Origin of the sequence: Flavobacterium fluviale, assembly GCF_003312915.1 — a bacterium.
GTDB classification, from domain to species: Bacteria; Bacteroidota; Bacteroidia; order Flavobacteriales; family Flavobacteriaceae; genus Flavobacterium; species Flavobacterium fluviale.
Window position 1 is genome coordinate 179,748 of the sequence record NZ_CP030261.1, and the last position, 25,669, is coordinate 205,416.

General features: G+C 33.5%; 21 protein-coding genes and 1 tRNA gene. 17 read left to right on the forward strand and 5 right to left on the reverse strand.

Features of this window, described 5'->3' with window-relative positions; genetic code table 11:
* Positions 1-8: 8 nt before the first annotated feature.
* Positions 9-3,224: a SusC/RagA family TonB-linked outer membrane protein gene (locus tag HYN86_RS00890; protein ID WP_113676366.1), complete on the reverse strand. Its 3,216-nt coding sequence runs from the start codon at positions 3,222-3,224 to the stop codon at positions 9-11.
* A 630-nt stretch (positions 3,225-3,854) separates the two neighbouring features.
* Positions 3,855-5,021 carry an MFS transporter gene (locus HYN86_RS00895; RefSeq protein ID WP_113676367.1) on the reverse strand — a complete coding sequence of 389 codons (1,167 nt, stop codon included), beginning with the start codon at positions 5,019-5,021 and terminating at the stop codon, positions 3,855-3,857.
* Between the two features lie 102 nt (positions 5,022-5,123).
* Here HYN86_RS00895 and HYN86_RS00900 point away from each other — a divergent pair, with 102 nt between their 5' ends.
* The 9 genes from HYN86_RS00900 (at position 5,124) to HYN86_RS20920 (ending at position 15,323) form a co-directional block, all read left to right on the forward strand.
* On the forward strand, positions 5,124-5,957 hold the full coding sequence (locus tag HYN86_RS00900; protein ID WP_113676368.1) for an AraC family transcriptional regulator: 834 nt from the start codon (positions 5,124-5,126) through the stop codon (positions 5,955-5,957).
* 71 nt (positions 5,958-6,028) lie between these two features.
* Complete coding sequence (locus HYN86_RS00905) at positions 6,029-6,388, forward strand: hypothetical protein (RefSeq protein WP_230406412.1); 360 nt, start codon at positions 6,029-6,031, stop codon at positions 6,386-6,388.
* A 98-nt stretch (positions 6,389-6,486) separates the two neighbouring features.
* Complete coding sequence (locus HYN86_RS00910) at positions 6,487-7,017, forward strand: DUF3347 domain-containing protein (protein ID WP_113676370.1); 531 nt, start codon at positions 6,487-6,489, stop codon at positions 7,015-7,017.
* A 1-nt stretch (position 7,018) separates the two neighbouring features.
* Positions 7,019-7,579 (forward strand): helix-turn-helix domain-containing protein, encoded by a 561-nt coding sequence (locus HYN86_RS00915; protein WP_113676371.1) that lies wholly within the window; start codon positions 7,019-7,021, stop codon positions 7,577-7,579.
* Positions 7,580-7,794: 215 nt separating this feature from the next.
* Positions 7,795-10,326 (forward strand): heavy metal translocating P-type ATPase, encoded by a 2,532-nt coding sequence (locus HYN86_RS00920; RefSeq protein ID WP_113676372.1) that lies wholly within the window; start codon positions 7,795-7,797, stop codon positions 10,324-10,326.
* A 199-nt stretch (positions 10,327-10,525) separates the two neighbouring features.
* Entirely contained in the window at positions 10,526-12,763 is a 2,238-nt protein-coding gene (locus HYN86_RS00925; protein ID WP_113676373.1) for a multicopper oxidase family protein, read from the forward strand.
* A 95-nt stretch (positions 12,764-12,858) separates the two neighbouring features.
* A complete protein-coding gene (locus HYN86_RS00930) occupies positions 12,859-14,004 on the forward strand; it encodes a hypothetical protein (RefSeq protein WP_113676374.1) in 1,146 nt (381 codons plus the stop codon).
* Between the two features lie 365 nt (positions 14,005-14,369).
* A complete protein-coding gene (locus HYN86_RS00940) occupies positions 14,370-15,050 on the forward strand; it encodes a hypothetical protein (protein WP_113676376.1) in 681 nt (226 codons plus the stop codon).
* 111 nt (positions 15,051-15,161) lie between these two features.
* Positions 15,162-15,323 (forward strand): hypothetical protein, encoded by a 162-nt coding sequence (locus HYN86_RS20920; RefSeq protein ID WP_162789241.1) that lies wholly within the window; start codon positions 15,162-15,164, stop codon positions 15,321-15,323.
* Between the two features lie 73 nt (positions 15,324-15,396).
* Here the strand turns inward: HYN86_RS20920 and HYN86_RS00945 are convergent, their stop codons facing one another.
* Positions 15,397-15,849 (reverse strand): DUF4442 domain-containing protein, encoded by a 453-nt coding sequence (locus tag HYN86_RS00945; protein WP_113676377.1) that lies wholly within the window; start codon positions 15,847-15,849, stop codon positions 15,397-15,399.
* Between the two features lie 230 nt (positions 15,850-16,079).
* Here HYN86_RS00945 and HYN86_RS00950 point away from each other — a divergent pair, with 230 nt between their 5' ends.
* The 5 genes from HYN86_RS00950 to HYN86_RS00970 all read left to right on the forward strand — a co-directional run bounded on the left by HYN86_RS00950 (position 16,080) and on the right by HYN86_RS00970 (position 20,405).
* A complete protein-coding gene (locus HYN86_RS00950; protein WP_230406413.1) occupies positions 16,080-16,559 on the forward strand; it encodes a DUF4870 domain-containing protein in 480 nt (159 codons plus the stop codon).
* 128 nt (positions 16,560-16,687) lie between these two features.
* Positions 16,688-17,020, forward strand: a complete 333-nt coding sequence (locus tag HYN86_RS00955) for a PadR family transcriptional regulator (protein WP_008464689.1) — start codon at positions 16,688-16,690, stop codon at positions 17,018-17,020.
* Positions 17,021-17,023: 3 nt separating this feature from the next.
* A complete protein-coding gene (locus HYN86_RS00960; protein ID WP_113676378.1) occupies positions 17,024-18,748 on the forward strand; it encodes a PspC domain-containing protein in 1,725 nt (574 codons plus the stop codon).
* A gap of 3 nt (positions 18,749-18,751) precedes the next feature.
* The gene (locus HYN86_RS00965) at positions 18,752-19,486 is read left to right on the forward strand and encodes a head GIN domain-containing protein (protein ID WP_113676379.1); all 735 of its coding nucleotides are present in this window, start codon (positions 18,752-18,754) and stop codon (positions 19,484-19,486) included.
* Between the two features lie 85 nt (positions 19,487-19,571).
* Entirely contained in the window at positions 19,572-20,405 is an 834-nt protein-coding gene (locus HYN86_RS00970) for a GIN domain-containing protein (RefSeq protein ID WP_230406414.1), read from the forward strand.
* 160 nt (positions 20,406-20,565) lie between these two features.
* Here the strand turns inward: HYN86_RS00970 and trxB are convergent, their stop codons facing one another.
* A complete protein-coding gene (gene trxB / locus HYN86_RS00975) occupies positions 20,566-21,513 on the reverse strand; it encodes a thioredoxin-disulfide reductase (RefSeq protein ID WP_113676381.1) in 948 nt (315 codons plus the stop codon).
* A 176-nt stretch (positions 21,514-21,689) separates the two neighbouring features.
* Between trxB and HYN86_RS00980 the strand changes: the two genes are divergently transcribed.
* Positions 21,690-21,764 (forward strand) — tRNA-Pro (locus tag HYN86_RS00980).
* Positions 21,765-21,836: 72 nt separating this feature from the next.
* Here the strand turns inward: HYN86_RS00980 and HYN86_RS00985 are convergent.
* Entirely contained in the window at positions 21,837-24,005 is a 2,169-nt protein-coding gene (locus tag HYN86_RS00985; protein WP_113676382.1) for a pectate lyase family protein, read from the reverse strand.
* A 227-nt stretch (positions 24,006-24,232) separates the two neighbouring features.
* Between HYN86_RS00985 and HYN86_RS00990 the strand changes: the two genes are divergently transcribed.
* Both HYN86_RS00990 and HYN86_RS00995 read left to right on the forward strand, forming a co-directional pair.
* On the forward strand, positions 24,233-24,640 hold the full coding sequence (locus tag HYN86_RS00990; RefSeq protein ID WP_113676383.1) for a septal ring lytic transglycosylase RlpA family protein: 408 nt from the start codon (positions 24,233-24,235) through the stop codon (positions 24,638-24,640).
* Positions 24,641-24,898: 258 nt separating this feature from the next.
* Positions 24,899-25,666, forward strand: a complete 768-nt coding sequence (locus HYN86_RS00995; RefSeq protein ID WP_095952215.1) for a ParA family protein — start codon at positions 24,899-24,901, stop codon at positions 25,664-25,666.
* Positions 25,667-25,669 lie beyond the last annotated feature (3 nt).

A 25,669-nucleotide genomic window follows, 5' to 3' on the forward strand; every position in this document is an offset into this window, starting at 1 on the left:
TTACTGAATTAAAAATTAAGGTTTAAACCAAAGATCAACTGTCTGCTTCTCGGATAAGCTGAGTAATCAACTCCAGGAGTAAGAGGTGTGTTTCTTCTTGTTGAAGATTCAGGATCTGGTCCTGAGTATTTAGTCCAAACAAAAACATTACTAGCTGTAAGGTAAAATCTCAATTTAGAAACACCCAGCGCAGAAGTTAGAGCTTCTGGTGAAGTATAACCTACAGTTAAATTATTAAGTCTCAAGAATGATCCATCTTCAACAGCCCAGTCACTAAAAACAGCACGAGGCATGTAAGGCGACCACATTGTTGTATTTGCATTTAAAGCTGTTAATGCCGCTGGATCTGTAACTAATTGTCCAGTTGAAGGATCAAAATTTGTCCATCTTGTTCCATCAGCCATTTCAGAATTTAAGTTTCTATATTGTCCATTTGGAACAGAAGTACCAAATTCAATTTTGTTAGCATTGTACACATCATTTCCAATGCTGTAGTTAAAAGCAGCAGAAAGGTCAAATCCATAAGCATTTGCATTTAATACAAAACCTCCTGTACTTTTTGGGTTAGAATTTCCGATTACAGAAAGATCATTTGCATTTACTTTCCCGTCACCGTCAATATCTTTTAATTTCATTGCACCTGGTTTCATTGGACCTACAATTGTAGCAGCATCTGCTACTCCTGTTTTCAAAGTATAAGCTCCTGCGTTGTAATCAAAATCAGATACTTCATAACGTCCGTCGCTTTTGTATCCATACATGATACCAATTGGCTGTCCGACATTTACTAAATAATCATTTCCGATAGCTGTTGAAGCCCATCCAGAACTTGCTCCGTAATTACTCATTACACCAAGAGAATTGATTCTATTAGTATTAAATCCTGCATTAAAAGATAAACTTACTCCATATTTAGCTCTTTCAATAAGGTTTAAATTTAACGTAGCCTCAACTCCGGTGTTTTGAACCTCACCCATGTTTCTGTACTGAAAATCATATCCTCCTCCAGCAATTGGGAAGTTTATTAATAAATCTTTTGTAACATTTTTATATATCTCAACAGATCCTGTTACTTTATTTTTAAACAAGTCGAAATCTAAACCTAAGTTTTGTGTAACAGTAGTTTCCCATTTCAAATCTGGATTAGCCATTGTTTTAGAAGCTGCCCAGAAATTATCAACACCATTGATCCAAGTAGTTGTAGAAGAAATAAAACTTTGAACCATTTGTCCTGTCGGAATGTTGTTATTACCGGCTTCACCATAACTTACTCTTAATTTCAGCAAATTAACCCAAGAAGCGTTTTTCATAAATTCTTCTCCTGAGATCTTCCAAGCTGCCGCAGCTGCTGGGAAAAATCCCCATTTATTATCTCCTAAAAATTTACTAGAACCATCCGCACGGTAAGTTGCTGTAAAAAGGTAACGATCTTTATAATCATAATTTACACGACCAAAGAAAGAAAGCAGTTTATCGTCTGGGAAGTAGAAATTATCAACTGAAATTGGTGTTCCCTGAGTTGTTAATTTTTTTGCCTGATCTAAGTCAAAAGACAATGGATATCCTTGAATTGCAGAGCTTACGTCATTTCTTTTGTAATCAATTGATTCTTCTCCCACAAGTAATTTCAAACTATGGTTTTCTCCCACTAATTTTTTGAAATCATAATTAAGCGTATTGGCATTTCTAAAACGAGTGTCTTTTCTGTCTCCCATTATCATTGCCGGCATCCCTTGTCTTTCTGCGGCAGGGCTGTTTTTTACGTAATAAGTTGTACGTCCGAAATAACGATAATCCTGTAAATTGTAATTATCCAAACCTAATTCTGTTTTAAACACTAAATCTGAAGTAAGTTTCCAAGAAAAACTTCCCAGCATATTAAAGTTTTTTCTGAATTGCTGGCGGTCACTATCCGAAATTGCAACAAATGGATGTGTTAAATTATCAGCAACTGCTTCGTCAGTATCATCAGTTGTTAAACCCGGAACTGGAATTGGAGCATATCCTACAATGTTTTTCAAACGAGAATCTGCAGAAGAAACTTCATTTTGTTCGTTCATACCTCCACCATTAATTTCAGTATCAGAATAACGCATTGTAAAACTTAAGTCAATTTTATCAGAAGCCTTACTGTTTAAAGCAAGAGATAAGTTATTTCTATTAAAATCTGATCCCAGCATAATTGCTTTTTCATCGTAATGCGCATAGTTGAAATTATAGTTCATTTTATCAGAACCGCCTCGAATAGACAAATCACGGCTTTGAACCTCACCTGTACGTCCAAAAATTTGTTTTTGCCAGTTATTTCCCTTCATGCCTTTGTACATATCATAGTCCTGCCATGAACCAAAATATTTTTCGTAAGAACTTAAATCGGTATTATCTTTAAGCAAAGCGTATTCGTACTGCCATTTAACATAATCTTCTGGAGCAGTAACACCAATAGTATTGGCCATTTTTTTCATACCGTAAAACATGTTAAAATTTACAGCAATTTTACCATCTTTACCTTTTTTAGTAGTAACAATAACAACACCATAAGCTCCTCTAGAACCATAGATTGCTGTCGATGATGCATCTTTTAATATTGTCATTGTATCAATATCAGAAGAAGAAATATCATTGATATTGTTTACAGGAAAACCATCCACGATATATAATGGAGAAGCATCTTGTGTTAATGATCCATTTCCACGAATTCTAATCTGAACATTTGAATCTGGCGAACCTTCAGAAGAAGTTACCTGAACCCCTGCAATACGACCTGTTAAAGCTTCAGTGACGTTAGGAGTCGGAATTTTTCGCATTTCATTTCCAGAGAATGTTGCAACAGCTCCAGTTAAATCAGATTTTTTAGATGTTCCGTATCCAATTACAACAACCTCATTTAAGTTATTAGAATCTTCAGTCAAAGTAGCATTTACCTTAGATTTTCCTTCTGTCGAAACGTCAACACTTTTAAATCCTATAAAAGAAAAACTTAAGACAGCTTTCGGGTTGGTTAATTTTATTTTATAGTGACCGTCAAAGTCAGTAGAAGTCCCGTTCTTAGTTCCTTTCTCCAAGACATTTACGCCTGGTAACGAAAGTCCTGCAGCGTCTTTCACGGTTCCCTCTATCGTTGTGCCCTGCGCGTGTAGTTGACTGCCGATCAATAAGCACAGTAAGAAAACAAGTTTAAAGCAAAAATCTGCTCCTTTGTTTAATAGTTCTTTAAAGTTCATGGTTGATTGTTTAAGTTAATTAAATTTTTTTTCGTTTTAGTTTAAGTGGTTTTTTGTGGTTACGTTCAATTCATTCTATTTTACTTATTACAGATGTTTTTTTGAAGGAGAATTTTTTAATATTCAATAATAGTGTCCTGTTTATCTTTTTTCAGCCTTTATTACTTAATCGATTTCGTATCTCAAAAAAAATTGTTGTAATCGATTACACAAACATAGATATTTTTTTTAAACGAAAAATAAAAAGTCATAAAAAATTCCTAAAAAAAATTACATATCAAAAATTTTATTGATTTTTTATGTGGTATATATAATTTTAATCAATATAAAATATTAAATATATTATTATTAATCGTTCATTTGATTCGATTTTTATAAAAAAAACAATCGATTACATGAATATTAATTACGAAATTATTAGGTGTTATTTTTACACTTAAAATTCGAGAGAAGCTGAAAAAAAAAGTACTTTTAAATCAAAAAGCCTCGATAATTTAAAATGTATTTTCTGACGTAAGAGCATTAAAAATAGGATAGGAATAAAATTTCAATGCGCGACCAGTGCGTTTAAAGCACAAAAAAGCCCTTAAACAAAAGTTAAAGGGCTTTAAATAATTTTGTGGAGCTACTTTAAATATGCTGTACAGATACTTGTTTACGATGTAATTTCATCAAAATGAACGTTATAATCATTCCGATAATCGACATTCCGACACCAATTAAATTTGGAGAGGAATAACTAAGACCCGCCGTTAAAGGTAATCCGCCTAAAAAAGCTCCTAAGGCGTTACCAATATTAAAACTCCCTTGCAATGATGCTGAAGCAATCATCTCTGCTCCTTTTGCAGTACGAATCATCAGCATCTGGATTGGCGCAATAACTGAGAAAGATATCGCCCCCGTTAGAAAAGTTAGAAATAATGAAACATATTGGTTGAAGGAGAAAAAGTAAACCAAAACCAAATCGATAGACATTACTAATAATAGTGCTAAAGTTGTTGGAGCCGGCGAGAACCGATCTGCCAATTTACCTCCTGCAAAATTTCCGACAACCATTCCGAATCCCGCCAAAATCAAAATATACGATACATCTTCTGGCGAAAATTTCGATACATTAATTAATAACGGCGCGATGTAGCTGATCCAGGCAAATAAACCTCCGAAACCAATCGCTGTAATTCCGATAATTAACCACGCTTCTGTTTTCTTAAAAAACTGAAGCTGTGTTTTCATATTCACAGTTTCTCCTTTTTCGAGGTTTGGCATCCATAAATAAATGGCTAAAAATGTCAGAAGTCCTACAATGGCAATTAAAACAAAAGTATAGCGCCAGATAAAATGATGTCCAATATAAGTTCCAATCGGGACACCAATTAAGTTGGCTATTGTTAAACCGGCGAACATAATAGAAATTGCCTGTGCTTCTTTTCCTTTCTCTGCCAAACGGCTTGCGACTACCGCTCCAACTCCGAAGAAGGCACCATGCGGTAAACCTGAAAGAAATCGAGACGCAAATAAAACATTATAATCCGGCGCAATAATCGACAACGCATTAAAAACCGCAAGCATTAACGCTAATATTAAAAGCATTTTTTTAGGCGCATAATTTCTTCCTGCGATTACTAATAAAGGAGCTCCAATAACAACTCCAAGTGCGTAAGCTGAAATTAAATATCCAGCAACCGGGATGGAAACTTTCATATCTGAAGCAATATCTGGGAGCAATCCCATCATTACAAATTCTGTAATTCCAATAGTTAACCCTCCTAAAGAGAGCGCAATAAGACTTTTTTTCATTTCATTACAAGTAGAAAGGATTAAATTTCTACGATGCAAAATTAACACTGTAAGCCACAACAGAAATTGTATATTTGTGATATAAAATTGTATATTTAAGTCATGCCGAAATTAAATCAGTTTAAAACACTTGTGATTGATGAATTTGAAGAAGAAAAATTTCATCTTCCACCGCATTCACACACCTATTATGAAATTATTTATATCAAAAAAGGAAGCGGCACTCATCATTTGAATAATAATTTATTGAATTATAAAGCGGGAGATCTTTTTGTGATCTCTCCTGATGATAAGCATTATTTTGACATCAAAAAAAGTACACGATTTGTTTTCATCAAGTTCACTGACAATTATTTCAACTCTAAACAAAATCTTACCTGCGACGAATTCTTGGTTCATACTCCTGAGAGCTTCATGCGTGATAAGATCTTAAAAGAAACAGTTCTTAAATTTGATGATCCTTGCAAAACGATTTTAAAAAACACCGTCGAAAACATTATAACTTATGATCATTATATAGATGTTACTAATTCTCCAATAGTTTTTTACCAGATTCTTTCCATTTTTGGTCTTATAAAAGAAACCATACGATGCATGAATTTGCAAATGACATCAAAACATCTGGATAATGAACAAATTGCAAATTACATTCACCAGAATATTTATCAGCCCAAATTGGTTCAGATAAAAGTAATTGCAGATCATTTTAACATTGCTCAAACCTATTTTAGTGCTTATTTCAAAAGAACTTTCAGCATAAGCTACCGCGAATATATTCATAATTTGAGAACGACTTTAATCGAAAAAAGATTTCATAACAATCAATTGCCCATAAAACAGATTGCCTACGAATTCGGTTTTACAGATGAAAGTCATTTGACGAATTATTTCAAAAAGCGAAAAAACATGAAACCGACTGATTTTAAGAAACTGTAGTTATCAAAATCTTAAAAAGTAATTTCTCCACGCATTTTTAACTAAATTTGTACTTCTAAAAACCAATTTCTTTGAAAAAGAAAATCCATATAATATTGCTTTTTATAACACTCAGTTTCTTTTTGACTCCGAGTTATACTTACGCATGCAATATGGTGCATCATAAAGAAATGGCTTCTAAAGAAGAAAACAGCTGCTCTAGAAAATGCTGTGAAAAGAAAACTTCAAAACAGGAAAAACATAATTGTGACGGAAAATGCCGTCATTCTGGCCGCACAACTTCTGCACTGCAATTTGTTATTTTGACTTCAAATGATCTTGATTTACAAAATGATGTTTTCAATTTTTCTTTAAAAAACACTATTTCGTCTTACAGTAATTCTACAATTTCTTCTGGATTTACTTCTATTTGGCTCAAGCCGAAAATATAATTATCGTATTTATGACAGCCCATATTGGGTCTTTTTTAAAACGAAATTTTTAATTAATTTTAAAGGAAATAAAATCCTTTACCAAAATATTATATACAATGAAAAAATCAATCATAGCTTTAGCAACAGTACTTACCGTATTATGTAGTGCAAATAACATTCAGGCAAATACAGCAAAATTAGAATCGGGAACAACAGAAATCGTTGATGCGAGTCAGCTTCAATCTGTTTATGATGCTTATTTTACGGTAAAAGATGCCCTTATTAAAAGTGACAGCAAATTGACTTCGGCGAAAGCCAAAGACTTACTGACAGCGATTACTGCAGTAAAAATGGACAAACTAAAAAGCAACGAACATACGGTTTGGATGAAAGTGGTTAAAAAACTAACTGCCGATGCTAAAAGTATTTCAGCAACAACAGATCTTAAGAAACAACGCGAGACTTTTAAATCTTTATCTAAAAGCACTTACGATCTTATAAAAGTTTCTAATCCAGAACAGCTAATCTACAAGCAATATTGCCCAATGGCAGATGCTGACTGGTTGAGCAAAGAAAAAGCAGTTAAAAATCCGTATTACGGTTCTTCTATGCTGACTTGCGGAAATGTGGTAGAAACGATTAAATAATATGAAGCTTTACATCAAAAATATGGTGTGCAGCCGATGCAAAATGGTTGTGAAGTCTGAGTTCGAAAAACTCGGACTTCAAACTATTTCTGTTGAATTGGGTGAAGTGGAACTGGTAAAAGAAATCAGCGACGAGCAAAAAGAAGTTCTATTAGAAAACCTTCAAGTTTTGGGTTTTGATTTAATTGACGATAAAAAAACAAAAACCGTCGAAAGAATAAAGAACTTAATTGTCGATTTGGTTCATCATAAAAACAATGATTTAAAAATCAATTTGTCCGATTATTTAGCCGAAAATCTAAATCAGGATTATAATTCGCTGAGCAATCTCTTTTCTGAAATTGAAAATACGACGATTGAAAAGTATTTCATCAGTCAGAAAATCGAAAAAGTAAAAGAATTATTGATTTACAATGAGCTTTCTCTTAGTGAAATTGCTGATATTTTAAATTACAGTAATGTGGCACATTTGAGCAATCAATTCAAAAAAATTACAGGCTTTACTCCTACTTCGTTCAAACAATCGAAAGATAAAAAACGTATTCAGATCGAGAATATATAATTCTCAATACGAAAAATTATTCTCCCGCAGATTCCGCAGATTGAGCAGATATCCTTTAGATTATTAAAATTAAATCTTTTCAATCTGCGGAATCTGCGAGAAATAAAAACCATTTTTACCCCTTTAGTAAATATTACAAATCATTCCCAAAATTATACAAACCGAACTCACCGATACTTCGGAAATTTGCATTGTAATACTTAAAAACCAATACAATGACTCATCAATATATAATTTCAGGAATGTCTTGTAACGGATGCCGAACCAAAGTCGAAAAAACTTTAAATGAAGTTGAAGGCGTTCAGGCAGAAGTAACTCTGAATCCACCAACCGCAACCATAACAATGGACAAACATGTTCCAACCGAAAAATTCCAAGAAGTTTTAACTGCGGCGGGAAATTATACTATTGAAATGGATTCTCCTAAAAATCATGGCGAAGCTGCTAAATCTTGCTGTTCGGGTCATAAAAAAGACAATCACGATCATCATAAAACAGAAACTAAAAAAGTACATCAGCACAGCGCAAATGGTGTTTATTACTGCCCAATGCATTGCGAAGGCGACAAAACGTATAACAAACCCGGAGACTGCCCAGTCTGCGGAATGGATTTAGTACCACAAGTTGCCATAACAGCAACGCAATTTACTTGTCCGATGCATCCGGAAATTGTTTCAAACGAGCCAGGTGACTGTCCGATCTGCGGAATGGATTTGGTTCCGATGCAGGCTTCTGAAAGTGAAGAAAACAAAACTTATTCTGATCTATTGAAAAAAATGAAAATTGCGATTTTGTTTACGCTTCCAATTTTCATTATCTCTATGTCAGAAATGATTCCGAATAATCCACTTTATACTATAATGTCTATCGAAAAGTGGAATTGGGTTCAGCTTTTATTTTCGATTCCTGTTTTGTTTTATGCAGGATGGATGTTTTTCGTTCGCGCTTACAAATCTATTGTGACTTGGAACTTAAATATGTTTACTTTAATTGGAATTGGAACCAGCGTTGCTTTTCTATTTAGTATTGTTGGAATGTTTTTTCCAGATATTTTTCCAGCAGAGTTCAAATCGCATCACGGAACGATTCATTTGTATTTTGAAGCTGCGACTGTTATTATCACTTTAGTTTTATTAGGACAATTATTAGAAGCCAAAGCACACGGACAAACTAATGGAGCCATAAAAGAATTATTAAAATTAGCGCCGACAGAAGCCACTTTGGTCGAAAATGGAAATGATAAAGTAATTTCTATTCACAATATTAAAAAAGGCGATTTACTTCGTGTAAAACCTGGAGAAAAAATTCCGGTTGACGGAAAAATAACTTCTGGCGAAAGCAGCATCGACGAATCTATGATTACGGGAGAACCAATTCCAGTAGATAAAAAAACGGGCGATGCGGTAATTTCTGGAACTATAAACGGTACAAAATCGTTTGTTATGATTGCAGAAAAAGTTGGTTCAGAAACCATGTTGTCGCAAATTATTCAAATGGTAAATGATGCCAGCAGATCTCGCGCTCCAATTCAGAAATTAGCCGATCGTGTTTCTAAATATTTTGTTCCTACAGTTGTTATTATTTCGATTGTAACCTTTTTTGCATGGGCAAAATTTGGTCCAGAACCCGCTTACGTTTACGGATTAATCAATGCCATTGCCGTTTTAATTATTGCCTGTCCGTGCGCACTTGGGTTAGCAACTCCAATGTCCGTTATGGTTGGCGTGGGTAAAGGTGCCCAAAACGGAATCCTGATCAAAAATGCCGAAGCCCTAGAAAACATGAATAAAATTGATGTTTTAATTACCGATAAAACAGGAACAATTACCGAAGGAAAACCATCTGTAGAAAAAATTTATGCAATTCATAGTGACGAAGATTTTCTGCTTGAAAACATAGCTTCTTTGAATCAACATAGTGAACATCCTTTGGCGCAAGCTGTAGTCAATTTCGCTAAAGCAAAAAACAGTTCTCTGAAAGAAGTTCAAGGTTTTGAAACCATAGCGGGAAAAGGTGTTGTAGGAACGATAGAAAACAAAAAAGTCGCTTTAGGAAATAAAAAATTAATGGAAGAAATAGGCGCTTCTGTTGCTGATGATTTAGAAAGTAAGGTAACTGCTGAGCAAAATCTTGGAAAAACCATTTCATATATCGCAATTGAAAAAGAAGTTTTAGGTTTTGTTGCCATTACCGATGCCATCAAAGAAAATAGTGCAAAAGCCATTAAAGAATTAATAGATCAAGGTGTTGAAGTTATCATGATGACGGGCGATAATCACAATACCGCAAAAGCCGTTGCTGAACATTTGCATCTAAGTTCCTTCAAAGCCGATTGCCTTCCGGAAGATAAATTGAAAGAAATCGAACGCCTTCAAGCACAAGGGAAAATTGTGGCAATGGCAGGTGACGGAATCAATGATGCTCCTGCTTTAGCGCAATCCAATATCGGAATTGCGATGGGAACAGGAACTGATGTTGCGATTGAAAGTGCAAAAATTACTTTAGTAAAAGGCGATTTAAACGGAATTGTAAAAGCAAAAAACCTCAGCCATGCTGTAATGTCAAATATCAAACAGAATTTATTTTTTGCTTTTATCTACAATACTTTAGGCGTACCAATTGCAGCAGGAATTTTATATCCATTTTTAGGAATATTGCTTTCGCCGATGTTGGCCGCGGTTGCAATGAGTTTGAGTTCTGTTTCGGTAATTGTAAATGCTCTGCGATTGCGAAATCTAAAATTGTAGGTTGGAACGTAATTATTTTCAACGCATAGAAACATAGTTTTGCATTGTGCGTAAAGGCGTTTCACTTGCATCAATACACATAGCTATGTGTGGAAACTTGTTTCTTTTATTCTCTTTTTAGACATAAAACTCTATGTCTCTATGTGTTAAAAATAAGTTGTGTTCAATTTAGACCAACGATTTAAAATTATTATTTATCATGAAAATTAAATACTTCTTTATACTTTTCTTAATTGCTTTTCAGCTGAAAGCCCAAAAAGTGGTGCGTTACGATTTGCACGTTCGTGATACCATTGTCAATTTTTCGGGTAAAGAAAAACGAGCGATTTCCGTGAATGGACAAATTCCGATGCCGACTTTGACTTTTACGGAAGGTGATATTGCCGAAATTTATGTTCATAACGAACTCAAAAAAGAAAGTACTTCAATGCACTGGCATGGATTATTTCTTCCCAATAAAGAAGATGGTGTTCCGTATTTAACTCAAATGCCGATTGAGCCTGGAACAACTCATAAATATTCTTTTCCGATTATTCAGAATGGAACGTATTGGTATCACAGCCATTCTGGTCTTCAGGAACAAATTGGTTTGTACGGACTTTTTATCATCAATAAGAAAAAAGACGATTCAACAATCAGAAAGGGAATCGACGATTTACCGACAATTCCAGTTATTTTAAGCGAGTGGTCGGATTTGAAACCTGAAAATATTCAGCGAATGCTGCACAATGCCAACGATTGGTTTGCTATCAAAAAAGGAACAACGCAAAGTTACGCCGAAGCGTTAAAACAAGGACATTTTTCAACCAAGGTTACCAACGAATGGAAGAGAATGAATGCCATGGATGTTAGCGATGTTTTTTACGAAAAGTTTCTTCTTAATGGTAAAAACGAGCAACAGCTTTCTGATTTTAAACCCGGTTCGAAAGTCCGCTTAAGAATTGCAAACGGAGGCGCTTCCAGTTATTTCTGGCTGACTTACGGCGGAGGAAAAATCACCGTTGTAGCTAGTGACGGAAATGACGTTGAACCTGTAGAAGTCGATCGTTTAATTATTGCCGTTTCTGAAACCTATGATGTTGTGGTTACAATTCCAGAAGATAATAAATCTTTTGCTTTTTTGGCTACAGCCGAAGATCGAACAGGATCTGCTTCTTTATTTTTAGGAAATGGGAAAAAACAGCCCATCCATCATCTTTCAAAACTTAAGTATTTTGAAGGCATGAAAATGATGAACGATATGATGAAAATGAACGGCGAAATGAACGATATGGGTATGAATATGTCCTTGAATAAAATGGACATGAATGCCGTAATGTATCCCGAAATTTCGGGCGAAGACGAAAATTCGAAACCAATGGATCATTCTGGTCATAATATGGAAGGGATGGAAATGAAAAGTGACAGCACTGAAACCTCCGAAATTGTGACTTTGAATTACGGAATGCTGAAATCGCCTTTTAAAACCAATCTTCCAAAAGATGCACCTGTAAAAGAATTGCGCTTTACGCTCTCTGGAAATATGAATCGTTATGTGTGGAGTTTGGATAATAAAGTAGTTTCTGAAACCGATAAGATTTTAATTAAAAAAGGAGAGAACGTTCGTATTGTTTTATACAATGGTTCGATGATGCGCCACCCGATGCATTTACACGGACATGATTTTAGAATATTAAACGAACATGGCGATTATTCACCGCTAAAAAATGTCATTGATATTATGCCGATGGAAACCGACACAATCGAGTTTCAGGCAAATGCTGATGGTGACTGGTTTTTCCACTGTCATATTTTATATCATATGATGGCTGGAATGGGGAGAATTTTCAGTTACGAAAATTCAGCACCAAATCCGTTGATTCATCATCCTGAAATGGCTTTCAAAATGTTGAAAATGGACGACCGTATGTTTCATTTTATGGCAGAAAATGATTTTGCCAGTAACGGAAATGATGGTGAAGCGATGTTCAGTAACACCCGTTGGAGCATTGGAACGGAATGGAGATTGGGTTACAACGACAAACACGGTTATGAAACGGAAACTCATATTGGACGTTACATTGGAAAGAATCAATGGTTAATGCCTTTTATAGGTTTTGACTGGCGTTATCGCAAAATGGGAATGGACGAACAGGAACAGAATCTTTTTGGACAAAGTAATACCAAAGACAATCGTTCGGTTTTTAGTGCGGGTGTAGAATATAATTTACCAATGCTCATAAAAGCACAAGTTGAGGTTTATACGGATGGAAATGTTCGTTTACAGTTTGAACGAAAAGATATTCCGCTTTCGCAAAGACTTCGAATGAATTTGATGTGGAATACAGATAAAGAATACATGGCTGGCTTAAAATATATCGTTGCCCGAAACTTCGGAATTACAACACATTATGACAGCGACATGGGAATTGGCTTTGGGGTTAATTTGAATTATTAAATAAAATTTAAAGAACGAAAAATCACTATAAATCATATATTAGCTTAAAAAAAGGAATCAATTTAACTTTTATTATTACTCTTAAATAAGCCATCATGAAAGATCAATATTGTTATATTGAATTCGATTTTACAAATGAAACGAACTTTGAAGACTTAAAAAGTGTATTCGAAATAATAAAAGATTCTAAAAACAATCATGTTGAAAGAGATGATCAATTTTGGATTGAGACATTTCCTAAATATGCTTTAGAAAAATTTACATTCTCTGATTCGGACTTAAAACCAAAATTTGACACATCAAAAGATACGGATACTAATTGGCATTTTTATTCGCTTATTGATTTATTGGTTATTAATTATGAAATAGAATATATTGACTTAAAAAAAATAGATAATAAAGGTGTTATTGTATATGATCCATATTCTTATCCATATGGAGGAATAGAAGGACTTATTACATTTATAGAATCTTTCAATTCCTATCCAAAATTATACGACGATGGAACAGGGATATATAATTATCACGATGAAAAAGTAAAAAAAACTAAAAAATCTATATGGTCTTTTTTAAATTTTAAAAATCTCTACAAATATTTTATCTACTTGTTGTTTATCACTTTATTACTTAGTTGCAACAAAAAAAATGATTTACAATTTGAAAAAGATGTAATGTATGAAGTTTATCCTGCATTAATTGATTCTGTTTGGGTAAATGCTATGCTAACTTACGTCCCGCCTCCACCACCAGGAATAGATCCTTCAGAATATACACTGAATCGACGAAATGAATCAAACAAAAGATTCAATAAAGAATTAGCAGAATTTAAAAAAAAGAAATTTCCTGTTGATCTTGTTTTTTTGGATAAAACAGTTGTAAGGGACAATTCTAAAGAACTTCAAAAACACTTCAAAGATGCTATACCATCAGAAGACAATACTTTAGATACTCTTAATTATAAATTTAACAAAAAAAAACTGAATTCTTATCAAGCTTTTAAGCTTCATTACGTTCCAAGAATACCATGTGGAACTGACAGAAGATTTTATAACGAATGTTGTTATTCTGTACGAGGAGTATTCATTTTAAGTAGAATTCAATTTGATGACGAAAAAAAATACGGCTTACTTACTGCAGAAATCAATTGCGGTGATATGTGCACTTACAAATATCGAATTTTCATCAAAAAAGTAGAAGAGAAATGGGTAATTGACAAAATAGAAAAAGCATGGATTGCATAATGGCATTACTTTTGAAATAAGCATATTATACTCTTAACTTCATGAACCAAACTCTTTTCCTTTTATTACTAGCTTTACCAATGATTTTTCAAATTATATTTGGAAGAAAAGCGATTGGCGAAAGCATAAAACTAACTTTTTTTAAAGTCTGTTTAATTACCTTTCTTTCTCAATTTATATTTTTCATCATTGCGTTTAAAATACTTTCAAACAAACTGCAATCGGAATCAAACGGACAAATTCACTGCGGAATGCCTTTTGTTGGATTGATAGGTTTAGAAATCTTGAGATCCATAATCATATTGGTCATAATTTTTATTCAATTTTTAATAAAGAGATCATATAATCGCAATAATAATTAAAAGATGAAAGTAATTTCTATTCTACTAGTTTTCTATTTTAATAATGCCTATGCTCAATTTGCAATAATTAAAGATCACAATGGGTCTGTAAATATTAGAACTGAAGATTCAAAAGGAAATAACATTTCAGACAAATTGAACAACGGTTTTGTAGTATATTGTTTCGAACCAAAAAACAATTGGATCAACATCGATTATTCTAAAAACAATAAGGATTTAAGTGGTTATTTATACAAAGACAGAATTAAATATTTATCTGAATTCGCAAAAATTCCATTAGTAAAAGAAACTAAAACTAAGGTAGTTTTCCAGAAAGACGACCTTACGATTAGTATCGAAAGTAAAAATTTTGAATCAAATACAGCAAAGCTCACTTTTTCAAAAGACAAATCTTTTCTAGAGAAAATCAACGGAAGACAATTTTGGGGAACTGATGGCAGAATACCTAAAACAGCGTTTAAAACCATAACTGTAGTAATAGGAACCAAAGCGATTGAGCTTCCTAAAAATGCTTTCGAGGATTTATTTGAACCAAGCCTTTTTAATACAAAAATAAATTATGACCAGAGTTCTAACACTTTATACATTTCTTCTGCTAATAGTGATGGAGCTGGAAGCTATGAATTGGTTTGGATTATAGAAAAAGGGCAGTATAAAGAGCGCAAAATTGCTTATGGTTTTTAATTTCAAAATGACTTTTACAAAAACATTAACAGTCAAATTATTCTCACAAATAAGAAACAATTTATATTTGAATCACCAATTATAATTTCTAACACTAAAAAACATTTAAAAATGACAAAAGTTATTACAATCGTTACCGTTGCTTTATTTACAATTGGCGTAAATGCTCAAGATGCTGCGCCTGTTAAAAAAGAAAAAGCAAAAAAAGAATCATGCTGTAAAAAAACGTCAACGGATAAAAAAGACAAAAAATCTTGTTGTATTAAAAAATAATTGAAATTAGTATTTCAACAAAAAAGACCTCAACTGAGGTCTTTTTTTTATATCTTAATTCGTGACTAATAAACTATTTTAATCTTACACTCCATTCAAAATCCATTTCAGAAACCTGAACTCCTTCTTCATTTGTTCCAGTAGATTTCATCCAGAATGTCTGTCCTTCTCCAGTCTCGATAGTTCTTTGAATCGCTTCAGCAATTAAATGTCCGTCGTTGCAGACAAATGTGATTCTTCCCGTTGCTTTTTTAGTGAAGTTTCCTTTATTGTTGGCAACCAACATAGAGATCTTTTTACCGCTTTGTTGAATCTGTGAGATCACCAAAGCTCCCGTTGTCAATTCCGCCGCCATAGCTTGAACTGCAAAATACATTGAGTTAAACGGATTCTGATTGATCCATCTGTGTTTTACACTAACCACACATCTGTCGTCATCGATTGCTTTTACACGCACGCCGCATATGTATGCTGATGGTAATTTGAATAGTACAAATTTATTGAGTTTTGAAACTGAAAGTGCCATGTGTTTTATTTTTTTAGTAAAAATACAAAAAAACTATGCACGCACAATACATTCTTTAAATAGGAATGAAATCCTAACAAAATCAATACTTGCAAATGATTTTCAATATTTTAAACATAAATCTCGTTAACTAAAATTGTTAATTTTTTGTTAATATTTAGTACTATGTAAAACAAGATACTGTTTTTTAGACATATATTTGCATAAGAAATTACTATATGCTTTTAATCATGGAAACAACAACACCACTCATCATGGAAAACACATCAGAAAAGAATACAGCAACATTTACTCATTTGAGTACTTTAAGTCAATACATCATTCCGTTTGGAAACTATATTTTTCCATTAATCATTTGGACAAACTATAAAGACAAATCTGAATTTGTAGATCATCACGGAAAACAGACTTTGAACTTTCAGTTAAGCTTATTGCTTTACACTTTGATTTTAGCACTTATCGCTATACCAATTTTCCTGACTGTTTTCTTGCAGAATATTCCGATGGAGGCTGTTTTTAATGACCATGATATTCACATCAGAAATTTTAATTTCCAAGCCAATATTGGAATGCTAAGTGTAGGAATTACAGCTGTAGTGCTTTTTGGATTACTAAAATTTGCTGAATTCTTTTTAGTGATTTATGCTTCTATAAAAGCTTCAAACGGAGAATTATACAAATATCCGCTTACGATTCCTTTTATAAAGTAATCATCGAAAAGGTTAAAAGTTATACGTTATACGAACTCATTCTAATAGAATAAATTCGAGATCAATCATCAATCATCATCATCAATCAAAAAACGAATTGTTCAATCAAAAAAAAACAAAATGAAATTATGAACATTGAAAACACAAAAGCACAGATGCGCAAAGGTGTTCTTGAGTTTTGCATCTTATCTGTATTAAAAGAAAAAGACGCATATACATCTGAAATATTAGACACTTTAAAAAACGCAAAATTACTAGTTGTAGAAGGAACCGTTTATCCGTTGTTAACTAGACTGAAAAATGACGGTTTACTAAATTATCGCTGGGAAGAATCGACCTCAGGGCCGCCACGAAAATATTATGGATTAACCGAAATAGGACAAACATTTTTAAACGAACTTAGCGGCACTTGGACAGAATTATCAGATGCTGTAAACTTAATCACCAATCAAAATCAATAAGTCATGAACAAAACAGTAAATATTAACTTAGGCGGAATGTTTTTTCATATCGATGAAGACGCATACTTAAAATTGACACGCTACTTTGACGCAATAAAACGATCACTGAACAACTCTTCTGGACAAGATGAAATTATTAAAGATATCGAAATGCGTGTTTCTGAATTATTAACAGAAAAACAAAAAAGCGAAAAACATGTTGTTGGACTGAAAGACGTTGATGAAGTGATTACGGTGATGGGACAACCTGAAGATTACCGAATTGAAGACGAGGAAAATGGAAATCAATCTCATAATGATTTTGGAGCTAGAAAACACAAAAAATTATATCGTGATAAAGAAAAAGGTATGATTGGAGGTGTGGCTACAGGTTTAGGTCATTATTTTGGAATTGACGCTGTGTGGATCAAAATCATTTTCTTAATCTTTGTTTTTGCAGGTTTTGGAACTGGAATTTTAGCTTATTTCGTTCTTTGGATTGTAACGCCTGAAGCGGTTACAACGACAGAAAAATTAGAGATGACAGGAGAACCGGTAACAATTTCAAACATCGAAAAAAAAGTTCGCGAAGAAATTGAATCATTATCTGATAAATTCAAAAATGCAGATTATGACAAAATGGGAAATCAGGTAAAGTCGGGAGCTGGGAGAATAAGTAGTTCATTTGGAGACTTTGTCATGACGGTTTTTAAAATTTTTGCTAAATTTTTAGGAGTAGTCCTAATCATATCAGGAATTTCGACGTTGGTGATGCTGCTGATTGGTGTTTTTACTTTGGGAACTAATATTTTTATAGACTTCCCTTGGCAGAATTTTGTTGAAGCAGGAAACTTTACAGAATATCCTCTTTGGTCATTCGGTTTATTAATGTTCTTTGCTGTTGGAATCCCGTTTTTCTTTCTAACTCTTTTAGGATTTAAATTGTTGTCTCCAAACTTGAAATCAATAGGAAACATTACAAAATACACACTTTTAGCAGTTTGGATTATCTCAATCGCAATTCTTACAAGTATCGGAATTAAACAGGCAACTGAAATTTCATACGATAATAAAATTGTAGAGAAAAAAGTATTTGCAATCAAACCAGCAGATACTTTATATATCAAGTTTAAATACAACGATTATTACACAAAGAGTCTGAATCATTATAGAGAATTTGAATTTGTGCAAGATTCAGCAAACAATGATTTAATTTATTCAAATGATGTTCGCTTACATATCTTACATACTGATGAAAATGCTCCATTTATTCAGGTAGAAAAAAGTGCAAGAGGAAATTCTTTTACAAATGCTAAAAAAAGAGCAGAAAAAATTAATTATAAGTTTCAAATTAGCGGAAATCAATTAATTTTGGATAATTATTTTCTGACAGATGTTAAAAACAAATTTAGAGGACAAGAAGTTGATGTTTACTTATATGTACCAGAAGGGCAATTAATTAAACCAGATTCATCAATAAGAGATTACTACAATTCTGATGATGATTTCTTCAATCTAAATTATGACGGAGATTACAATTATAAAGTTGAAGGATCAAAAGTGAGATGTTTAAATTGTCCTGCAGAAGATAACGACACTAATGATTACGATTCAGAAGTAGATACTACTGACACGGATACTATCAATGAAGTTTCGGTTAAAATTAACGGAAAAGAAGTTATAAACGGAAAAAAAACTAAAGGAAAGCTAACCACTGACAAAAACGGAGTTATAATCAAAATAAACTAAGCCATGATAAAAATAATCATTCATATTACGAAATTTGTAATTGCCACTGTTACTGCTCTATTATTTGCATCTTGTAATTTTAACATGAATTCAATAGAAGGAAGCGGTAATGTAACAACAGAAAAAAGAACCGTACAAGGCGATTTTAAAAATGTCTCAGTCAGCAATGCTATTGATTTAGTTATTGAGCAATCTGATGTTACAGAAGTGACAGTTGAGGCTGACGATAATCTGCAAAAAGAAATTGTAACAAAAGTTGAAAACGGAACATTGGTAATTAGCTGTAAATACAGTTCTTTCCGTAACATTACAATGAAAAAAGTAACGGTAAAAATGCCTGTTATTGATAAAATTGAAGCTTCAAGTGCTTCATCTGTTCAAAGCAAAAACGTTATTGAAGGAGAAAATATCACTTTAGAGAGTTCAAGCGCTGCATCTATGCAGGTTGCTATCGAATCTGATAAGATCTCTGTAGATTCTGGAAGCGGAAGCTCTGTTACTTTAGAAGGTAAAGCTTTAAGCCTAAGCACTTCAGCTTCTAGCGGAGGAAGTATCGAAGCAGATAAATTGGCAGCAAATGAGGTTGAAGCACAGGCTTCTAGTGGAGGTACAATTAATGTAAATTCAATTGTAACTTTAAAAGCTAAAGCCTCAAGCGGCGGAAATGTGAACTATACTGGTACTCCAAAAACTGTCGAAAAAGAAGCAAGCTCTGGCGGAAACATCAGCAAAAGCTAAAACAGATTAACTGTTAAATATAAAAGAAATCATTCATCATAAGTGGATGATTTTTTTATATTTGTCAAAATCAAATCTAGAATTAATGAAAAAAAGTACAGCGCTGCTCCTATTATTATTGGTTACAACATTGACGTTCGCTCAAAAGAGAGAAAAAATTAAAGGTTCTAAGGTTGTAACGACTTCTATAAAAGAAGTTGGTAGTTTTGACGCCATTGAAGTCGACGATAATCTGGAAGTTTATTTGGAACAAGGAGAGAAAAATGAAATTAAAATTGAAGCCGACGATAACTTACACGATATTGTTGGAATGGATTTAAGAGAAAGAACACTAAGGTTATATACGAACAAGGAATCGTCTATTTTTAAAAAATTATCAGTTCGTGTTACTTACACAAAATCGCTGAATAAAGTAATTGCTAAAAATGAAGCTGTTGTATATGCTATACAAGAACTTCAATTAGACGATATAACGATGAATTGCGTTGATTTTTCTAAGTTATTCTTAAATGTTAATGCAAAAAAATTCACATTGATTGCCGATGACAAATCTAAAACAGAATTGAATTTAAAATCTGATGATGGAAGTTTGCAATTGAGTAAAAATGCTTCTGTTAAAACATTGGTTTCTGCTATAAAATTCAAATGTGATTTATATCAAAAAGCAACCGCAGCAATCGAGGGAATCGCCGAAAAAGCAACTATTAGATTAGATAATAATTCTGTTTTTACAGGAACAAAATTTACATTGAAAGAAGCAAATGTTACAGCTGAAAATTATTCTGTAGGAACTATTTTTGCAGAAACAACACTGTCATTAGCTATTGGAGATAAAGCAGAACTTTCTCTTTTTGGAAATCCGAAAATCGAATTAACTCGTTTTTCTGAAGAAGCGAAATTATTCAAAAAGGTTAAATAACCTTTTGTTTCAAGTTTTTCTTGTTTCAAGTTGAAATTAAGATATTAATAAAAGAAGAAAATCCCAGCCTAAAATTTAGACTGGGATTTTTTTATTGTAAAGATTTCAAAGTCTCAATAATCTGAAACAAAAGAAAACTTGAAACCTGAAACTTGAAACTTTACTCTTTAGAAGCCAAATATCTTTCAGCATCCAAAGCTGCCATACATCCTGTTCCCGCAGCAGTAATTGCCTGACGGTATACGTGGTCTGCAGCATCACCGGCTACAAATACACCTTCTACATTTGTTCTAGATGTTCCTGGAGTATTTACGATATATCCAGTTTCGTCAAGTGTAATGTAATCTGCAAAAATATCTGTATTTGGTTTGTGTCCAATTGCTACGAAGAAACCAGTTGCTGGAATTTCAACAACTTCGCCAGTAGTTTTATTTAAAGCTTTAATAGCGTGTACTACATTGCTGTCACCTAAAACTTCAACAGTATCGTGATTCATTAAAATCTCTATGTTTTCTGTTTTACGTACTCTTTCTTCCATAATTTTAGAAGCTCTAAATTTTTCACTTCTTACCAGCATTGTTACTTTTTTACAAAGTTTAGATAAGTAATGAGCTTCTTCACAAGCTGAGTCACCTGCTCCAACAATTACCACTTCTTGATTTCTGTAAAAGAAACCGTCGCATACAGCACACGCAGAAACTCCGCCGCCCATATTTAAATAGTGCTGCTCTGATGGTAATCCTAAATATTTAGCAGAAGCACCTGTCGAAATAATAACAGTTTCACAATGTAATTCGATTGAATCGTTAATCCAAACTTTATGAATATCGCCAGAAAAATCAACTTTTGTTGCCCAGCCGTCACGGATATCTGCACCAAAACGTTTAGCTTGTTCTTGTAACTGAACCATCATTTCTGGTCCTGTAACTCCATCAACATACCCTGGAAAATTTTCTACTTCATTAGTTGTAGTCAACTGGCCTCCAGGCTGCATTCCTTGATATAAAACCGGATTCATGTTTGCTCTAGCTGCATAAATAGCTGCAGTATAACCTGCAGGGCCAGAACCTATAATAAGGCATTTAATTTTTTCTATTGTATCTGACATAATGTGTATAGTTTTTTTGTGATGCAAATGTAAACTTTATTATAAAAAATTAAAGCTAAAATAAATCCTAAATAACTATGTTCAAATAAGTTTTATTTATTTTCATTTTTTCCTTTTGTAAACGAAAATTATTTATATCTTTGCATCCGCTTTCGGGCAGTACCACAATACATCATCGGGGTGTAGCGTAGCCCGGTTATCGCGCCTGCTTTGGGAGCAGGAGGCCGCAGGTTCGAATCCTGCCACCCCGACGGAAGCCGAACAGAAATGTTCGGCTTTTTTGTTTTCTTCTAATCCTAGATTCCAATATATATCAATTCCATTTATTTCTCCATATTTATATAAGCAGGATAAGATTCCCGATTAGGCAAATTAAATTCTTCATCATAAGACTGTGTTCCTTCTCCATTATTATATAATGTTAAGCGTTTTGTACCAGTTGCTGTGCTGCCGCCAATTCCATTAATAACATTTTGAATATTACCTGGACCGGCAAAACGAGTGATACACATTTTTTCGAGTTTTACATTTGGACTATTAGGTGCTTCAAAACCATTTTTCTTATTCACATTACCGTCCGTTCCCGTAAAAACAGCATAAGACCCCATTCCAATACTTTGATGTTCTTTTACAGAATTTGCCACTTTGAAAGCAGCATAACCAGCAACTCTGCCTTCTTGACTACTCCAGCTTGCTTGATTTGGAGCATCGTATGGCGGTTCGTTTTGAAAGAAATAAGTTCGACCTCGTTCTCCCAGCCATAATACCTCATATTCCTGATAATGTTCGGTAAACAAACCGTAAAGTGTAACATCATTTCCAGTAACAATAAGTCCGTTCTTGCAACGATCCCTTAACCAGCGTGCATCGCCACCGCGCTGCGAACCATGATCGGCTCGCCAAAGCCAGAAGTGATCACCCACAACATTACTACTATTGATCTGCATAGAAGCCTGAATCTGAATATTTTTTGATTGAACACCTCCTACTCGGCAAGTAATATCGGTAAGCAGAATTGGATCTGCAGAATGGTCGCTATTTGCGCCTTCGTTTCCAATTCTAATTTGATAAGTTGTACTATTAAGGGAATCCATAAGAAGTCCCGCAATGATAATTCCGTCTTTATCATCAGCATAAATACATCCCCAAGTATTTTTTTCTGTAGGCTCTAATGTTACAGAAGCTATACCAGCACCCAGAAGTACGGCATCTTTTCTATTGACTTGGATAGGAGCATTTAATGAATAATGGCCGGGAGTGAAGAATATATTTTTACCAGCTTTTAGCGCATTGTTAATTTCCAGATCAGTATCACCTTCTTTGGCAACATACCAATTAGTAAGCAAATCTTGAATTTCGCCTTTACCCATATCTGCTGCCGACCAAGAAATTCCAACCCTATCTTTTTGCCATGCAGGAACAAATACTTTGTACTCGCCGTCCTTATCTATAAATAGAAAAGGTTTTTCTCTAATAATAGGTGTAGCAGAAATGGGAGAATTAGCTTCATCCTCCTTTGGAGCATTAACACAACCTTGCCAAACCATATTATATGAACCACCCATCGCTCCTGAACCCGAAGGAAAAACAGTATTTCGAGTATACCATTGCTGTTGTCCGCCCCAATTTGGTCGGGATGAAGCATAATGAATATCGGCAATAAAACCACCACTGCCCCAAAAATTCGTATCGCCAATATCTGAAATATATTTTGAGGTACTTTCAATCAGCATTCTTCGTGCACTGGTTGACTGAGAAACCGTCCATGCAAAATCTCGCATTACTTCTACATTTTCTACAGAACGCCAAAAAGTACAAGTAGCATTTGCTCCACCCGAAAGATGCGGTTTCGTGAAAATCGATCCTAACTTCACATCTGACGGAACTTTTCCTAAACCGCCAATATGAGAGTAAAATCCTAATTCTATTGAGTTAGCTTCTGCCGATGAAGCAGAGCCCGATCCGCCAGAATCGTATGTTTGTCCATTGATATTTGGTTTAAAATAGTATGCCTGACGTTTTGTTGTCCATTCACCATTTGAGCCGCCTAAACCAATAGATTCAAACTGTGAATTAATTTCATTACGTGCAGTTGCTGCCTTTTCGTATTTCCTATCATAGAAATACATATTGTCACCAAAAATTTGGTTTTCTAACGAAATGATAACTGTTATCGAATTACGAGTAACTTTATAATAGTTCTCGTATTTATCAGCATTTGGTTTATTGTCTGTAAAGGAAAGCGTAGAAGTTGAACCCACAGTGATAAAATCAGATGCTAAACGACTTCCTCCTCTTGTAATTACATAATTTCCAGAAGAACCAAAAGCCGACCATAATAAAATAATATTATGCTTCTTTTTGTTGTAAACAATTTTTCGCTCAATTTTTTTATTCCCTTCTATTTTGTCATTATCTGCATAAGATGAAAAACTGCATAGTACCAGCATAAGTATAAATACTGTAAAGAATGAGATTATTTTTTTACTCATAAGAATGTTCATTTTTGTGGTTTGATAGATTGTAATAGTTATAGTTTTTAGAAAGCCCAAAATAGCAATAATCCTTAAGCTTCCTGTTCATTCCTATTCTCATTTTTCTCATCAAAAACACTACAAAATCTTAAAATTTTGTCTTTTTCTGACATAAATAAAACTTCTTGAACATATCTGTTTTTCTGTAATAGCTTTTTTTTGCCGGCAATGGAAAAGAAAATGAAATGAAAAAAATTATACTATTTATTGCCTTGTTATTTTTTGTCGGTGCAAGCGCACAACAAAAAAACATTACTCCTAACGATTCATGTTCCCCGGCCACAGAAAGTGTATTATACAAGAAAAACGCTCATGCTTCGTACTATCATGATAAATTTAACGGCAGAAAAACAGCGAGCGGGAAAAAATTCAATAATAATGACTTAACCGCCGCACACAAAACATTCCCATTCGGAACAAAACTTAAAATCACAAACGAAATAAATAAAAAATTCGTTTTAGTTGAAATTACTGATCGAGGACCATTTGTTAAAGGAAGAGAAATTGACTTAAGCAAAAGGGCTTTTATGGATATTGCTTCGAATAAAAAAAGTGGCGTTGTTTATGTTACAATCGAGATTTTAAAAAGATAGAACATTATTTCAAAAAAAACTAAAAAGCAAAATCCCTGAAAACTACTTTTGTTAAAATTAAATGGTTTTAAAGCTTTAATTACAAAAAAGAGAATTAAATAAATAAGAAACGTCTTTAATAATTCTTTTAAAAACTAAAATTAATTTCTGCAAACACCCACCAAACCACGGTTAAACAAACTTTCATAAATGTTAACAAAATAGATTTTCAAAAACCATAAATAATTGTATTTTTACGGTTCAAAATTCAGAAAATAAATGGGCAAAATCATTGCTATTGCTAATCAAAAAGGAGGCGTTGGAAAGACTACTACATCAGTAAATCTTGCTGCCTCATTAGGTGTTTTAGAAAAAAAAGTATTATTGATCGATGCTGATCCTCAAGCCAATGCTACATCTGGTCTTGGAATTGACGTAGAAACAGTTGAGGCTGGAACTTATCAAATTCTAGAACACAGTATAACACCGAAAGAAGCCGTTTTAAAATGTACAGCCCCAAACGTAGATGTGATCCCTGCTCATATTGACCTTGTTGCTATCGAAATTGAATTGGTTGACAAAGAAAACCGTGAATATATGCTTAAAAAAGCATTAGAAAGCGTGAAAGATGAATATGATTATATCATTATCGACTGTGCGCCTTCTTTAGGTTTGTTAACCTTGAATGCTTTAACAGCTGCAGATTCTGTAGTTATTCCTATTCAATGTGAGTATTTTGCTCTTGAGGGATTAGGAAAATTATTGAACACTATTAAAAGTATTCAAAAAATACACAACCCAGATCTTGACATTGAAGGCTTGTTGCTAACTATGTACGATTCAAGGTTACGTTTATCTAATCAGGTTGTAGAAGAGGTTCAAAAACACTTTAACGATATGGTTTTTGATACCGTAATTCAGCGAAATGTAAAATTAAGTGAAGCACCGAGTTTTGGTGAAAGCATCATTAATTATGACGCTACCAGTAAAGGTGCCGTAAACTACATTAATTTAGCTCAAGAAATTATAAAGAAAAACAGCAAATAGTTT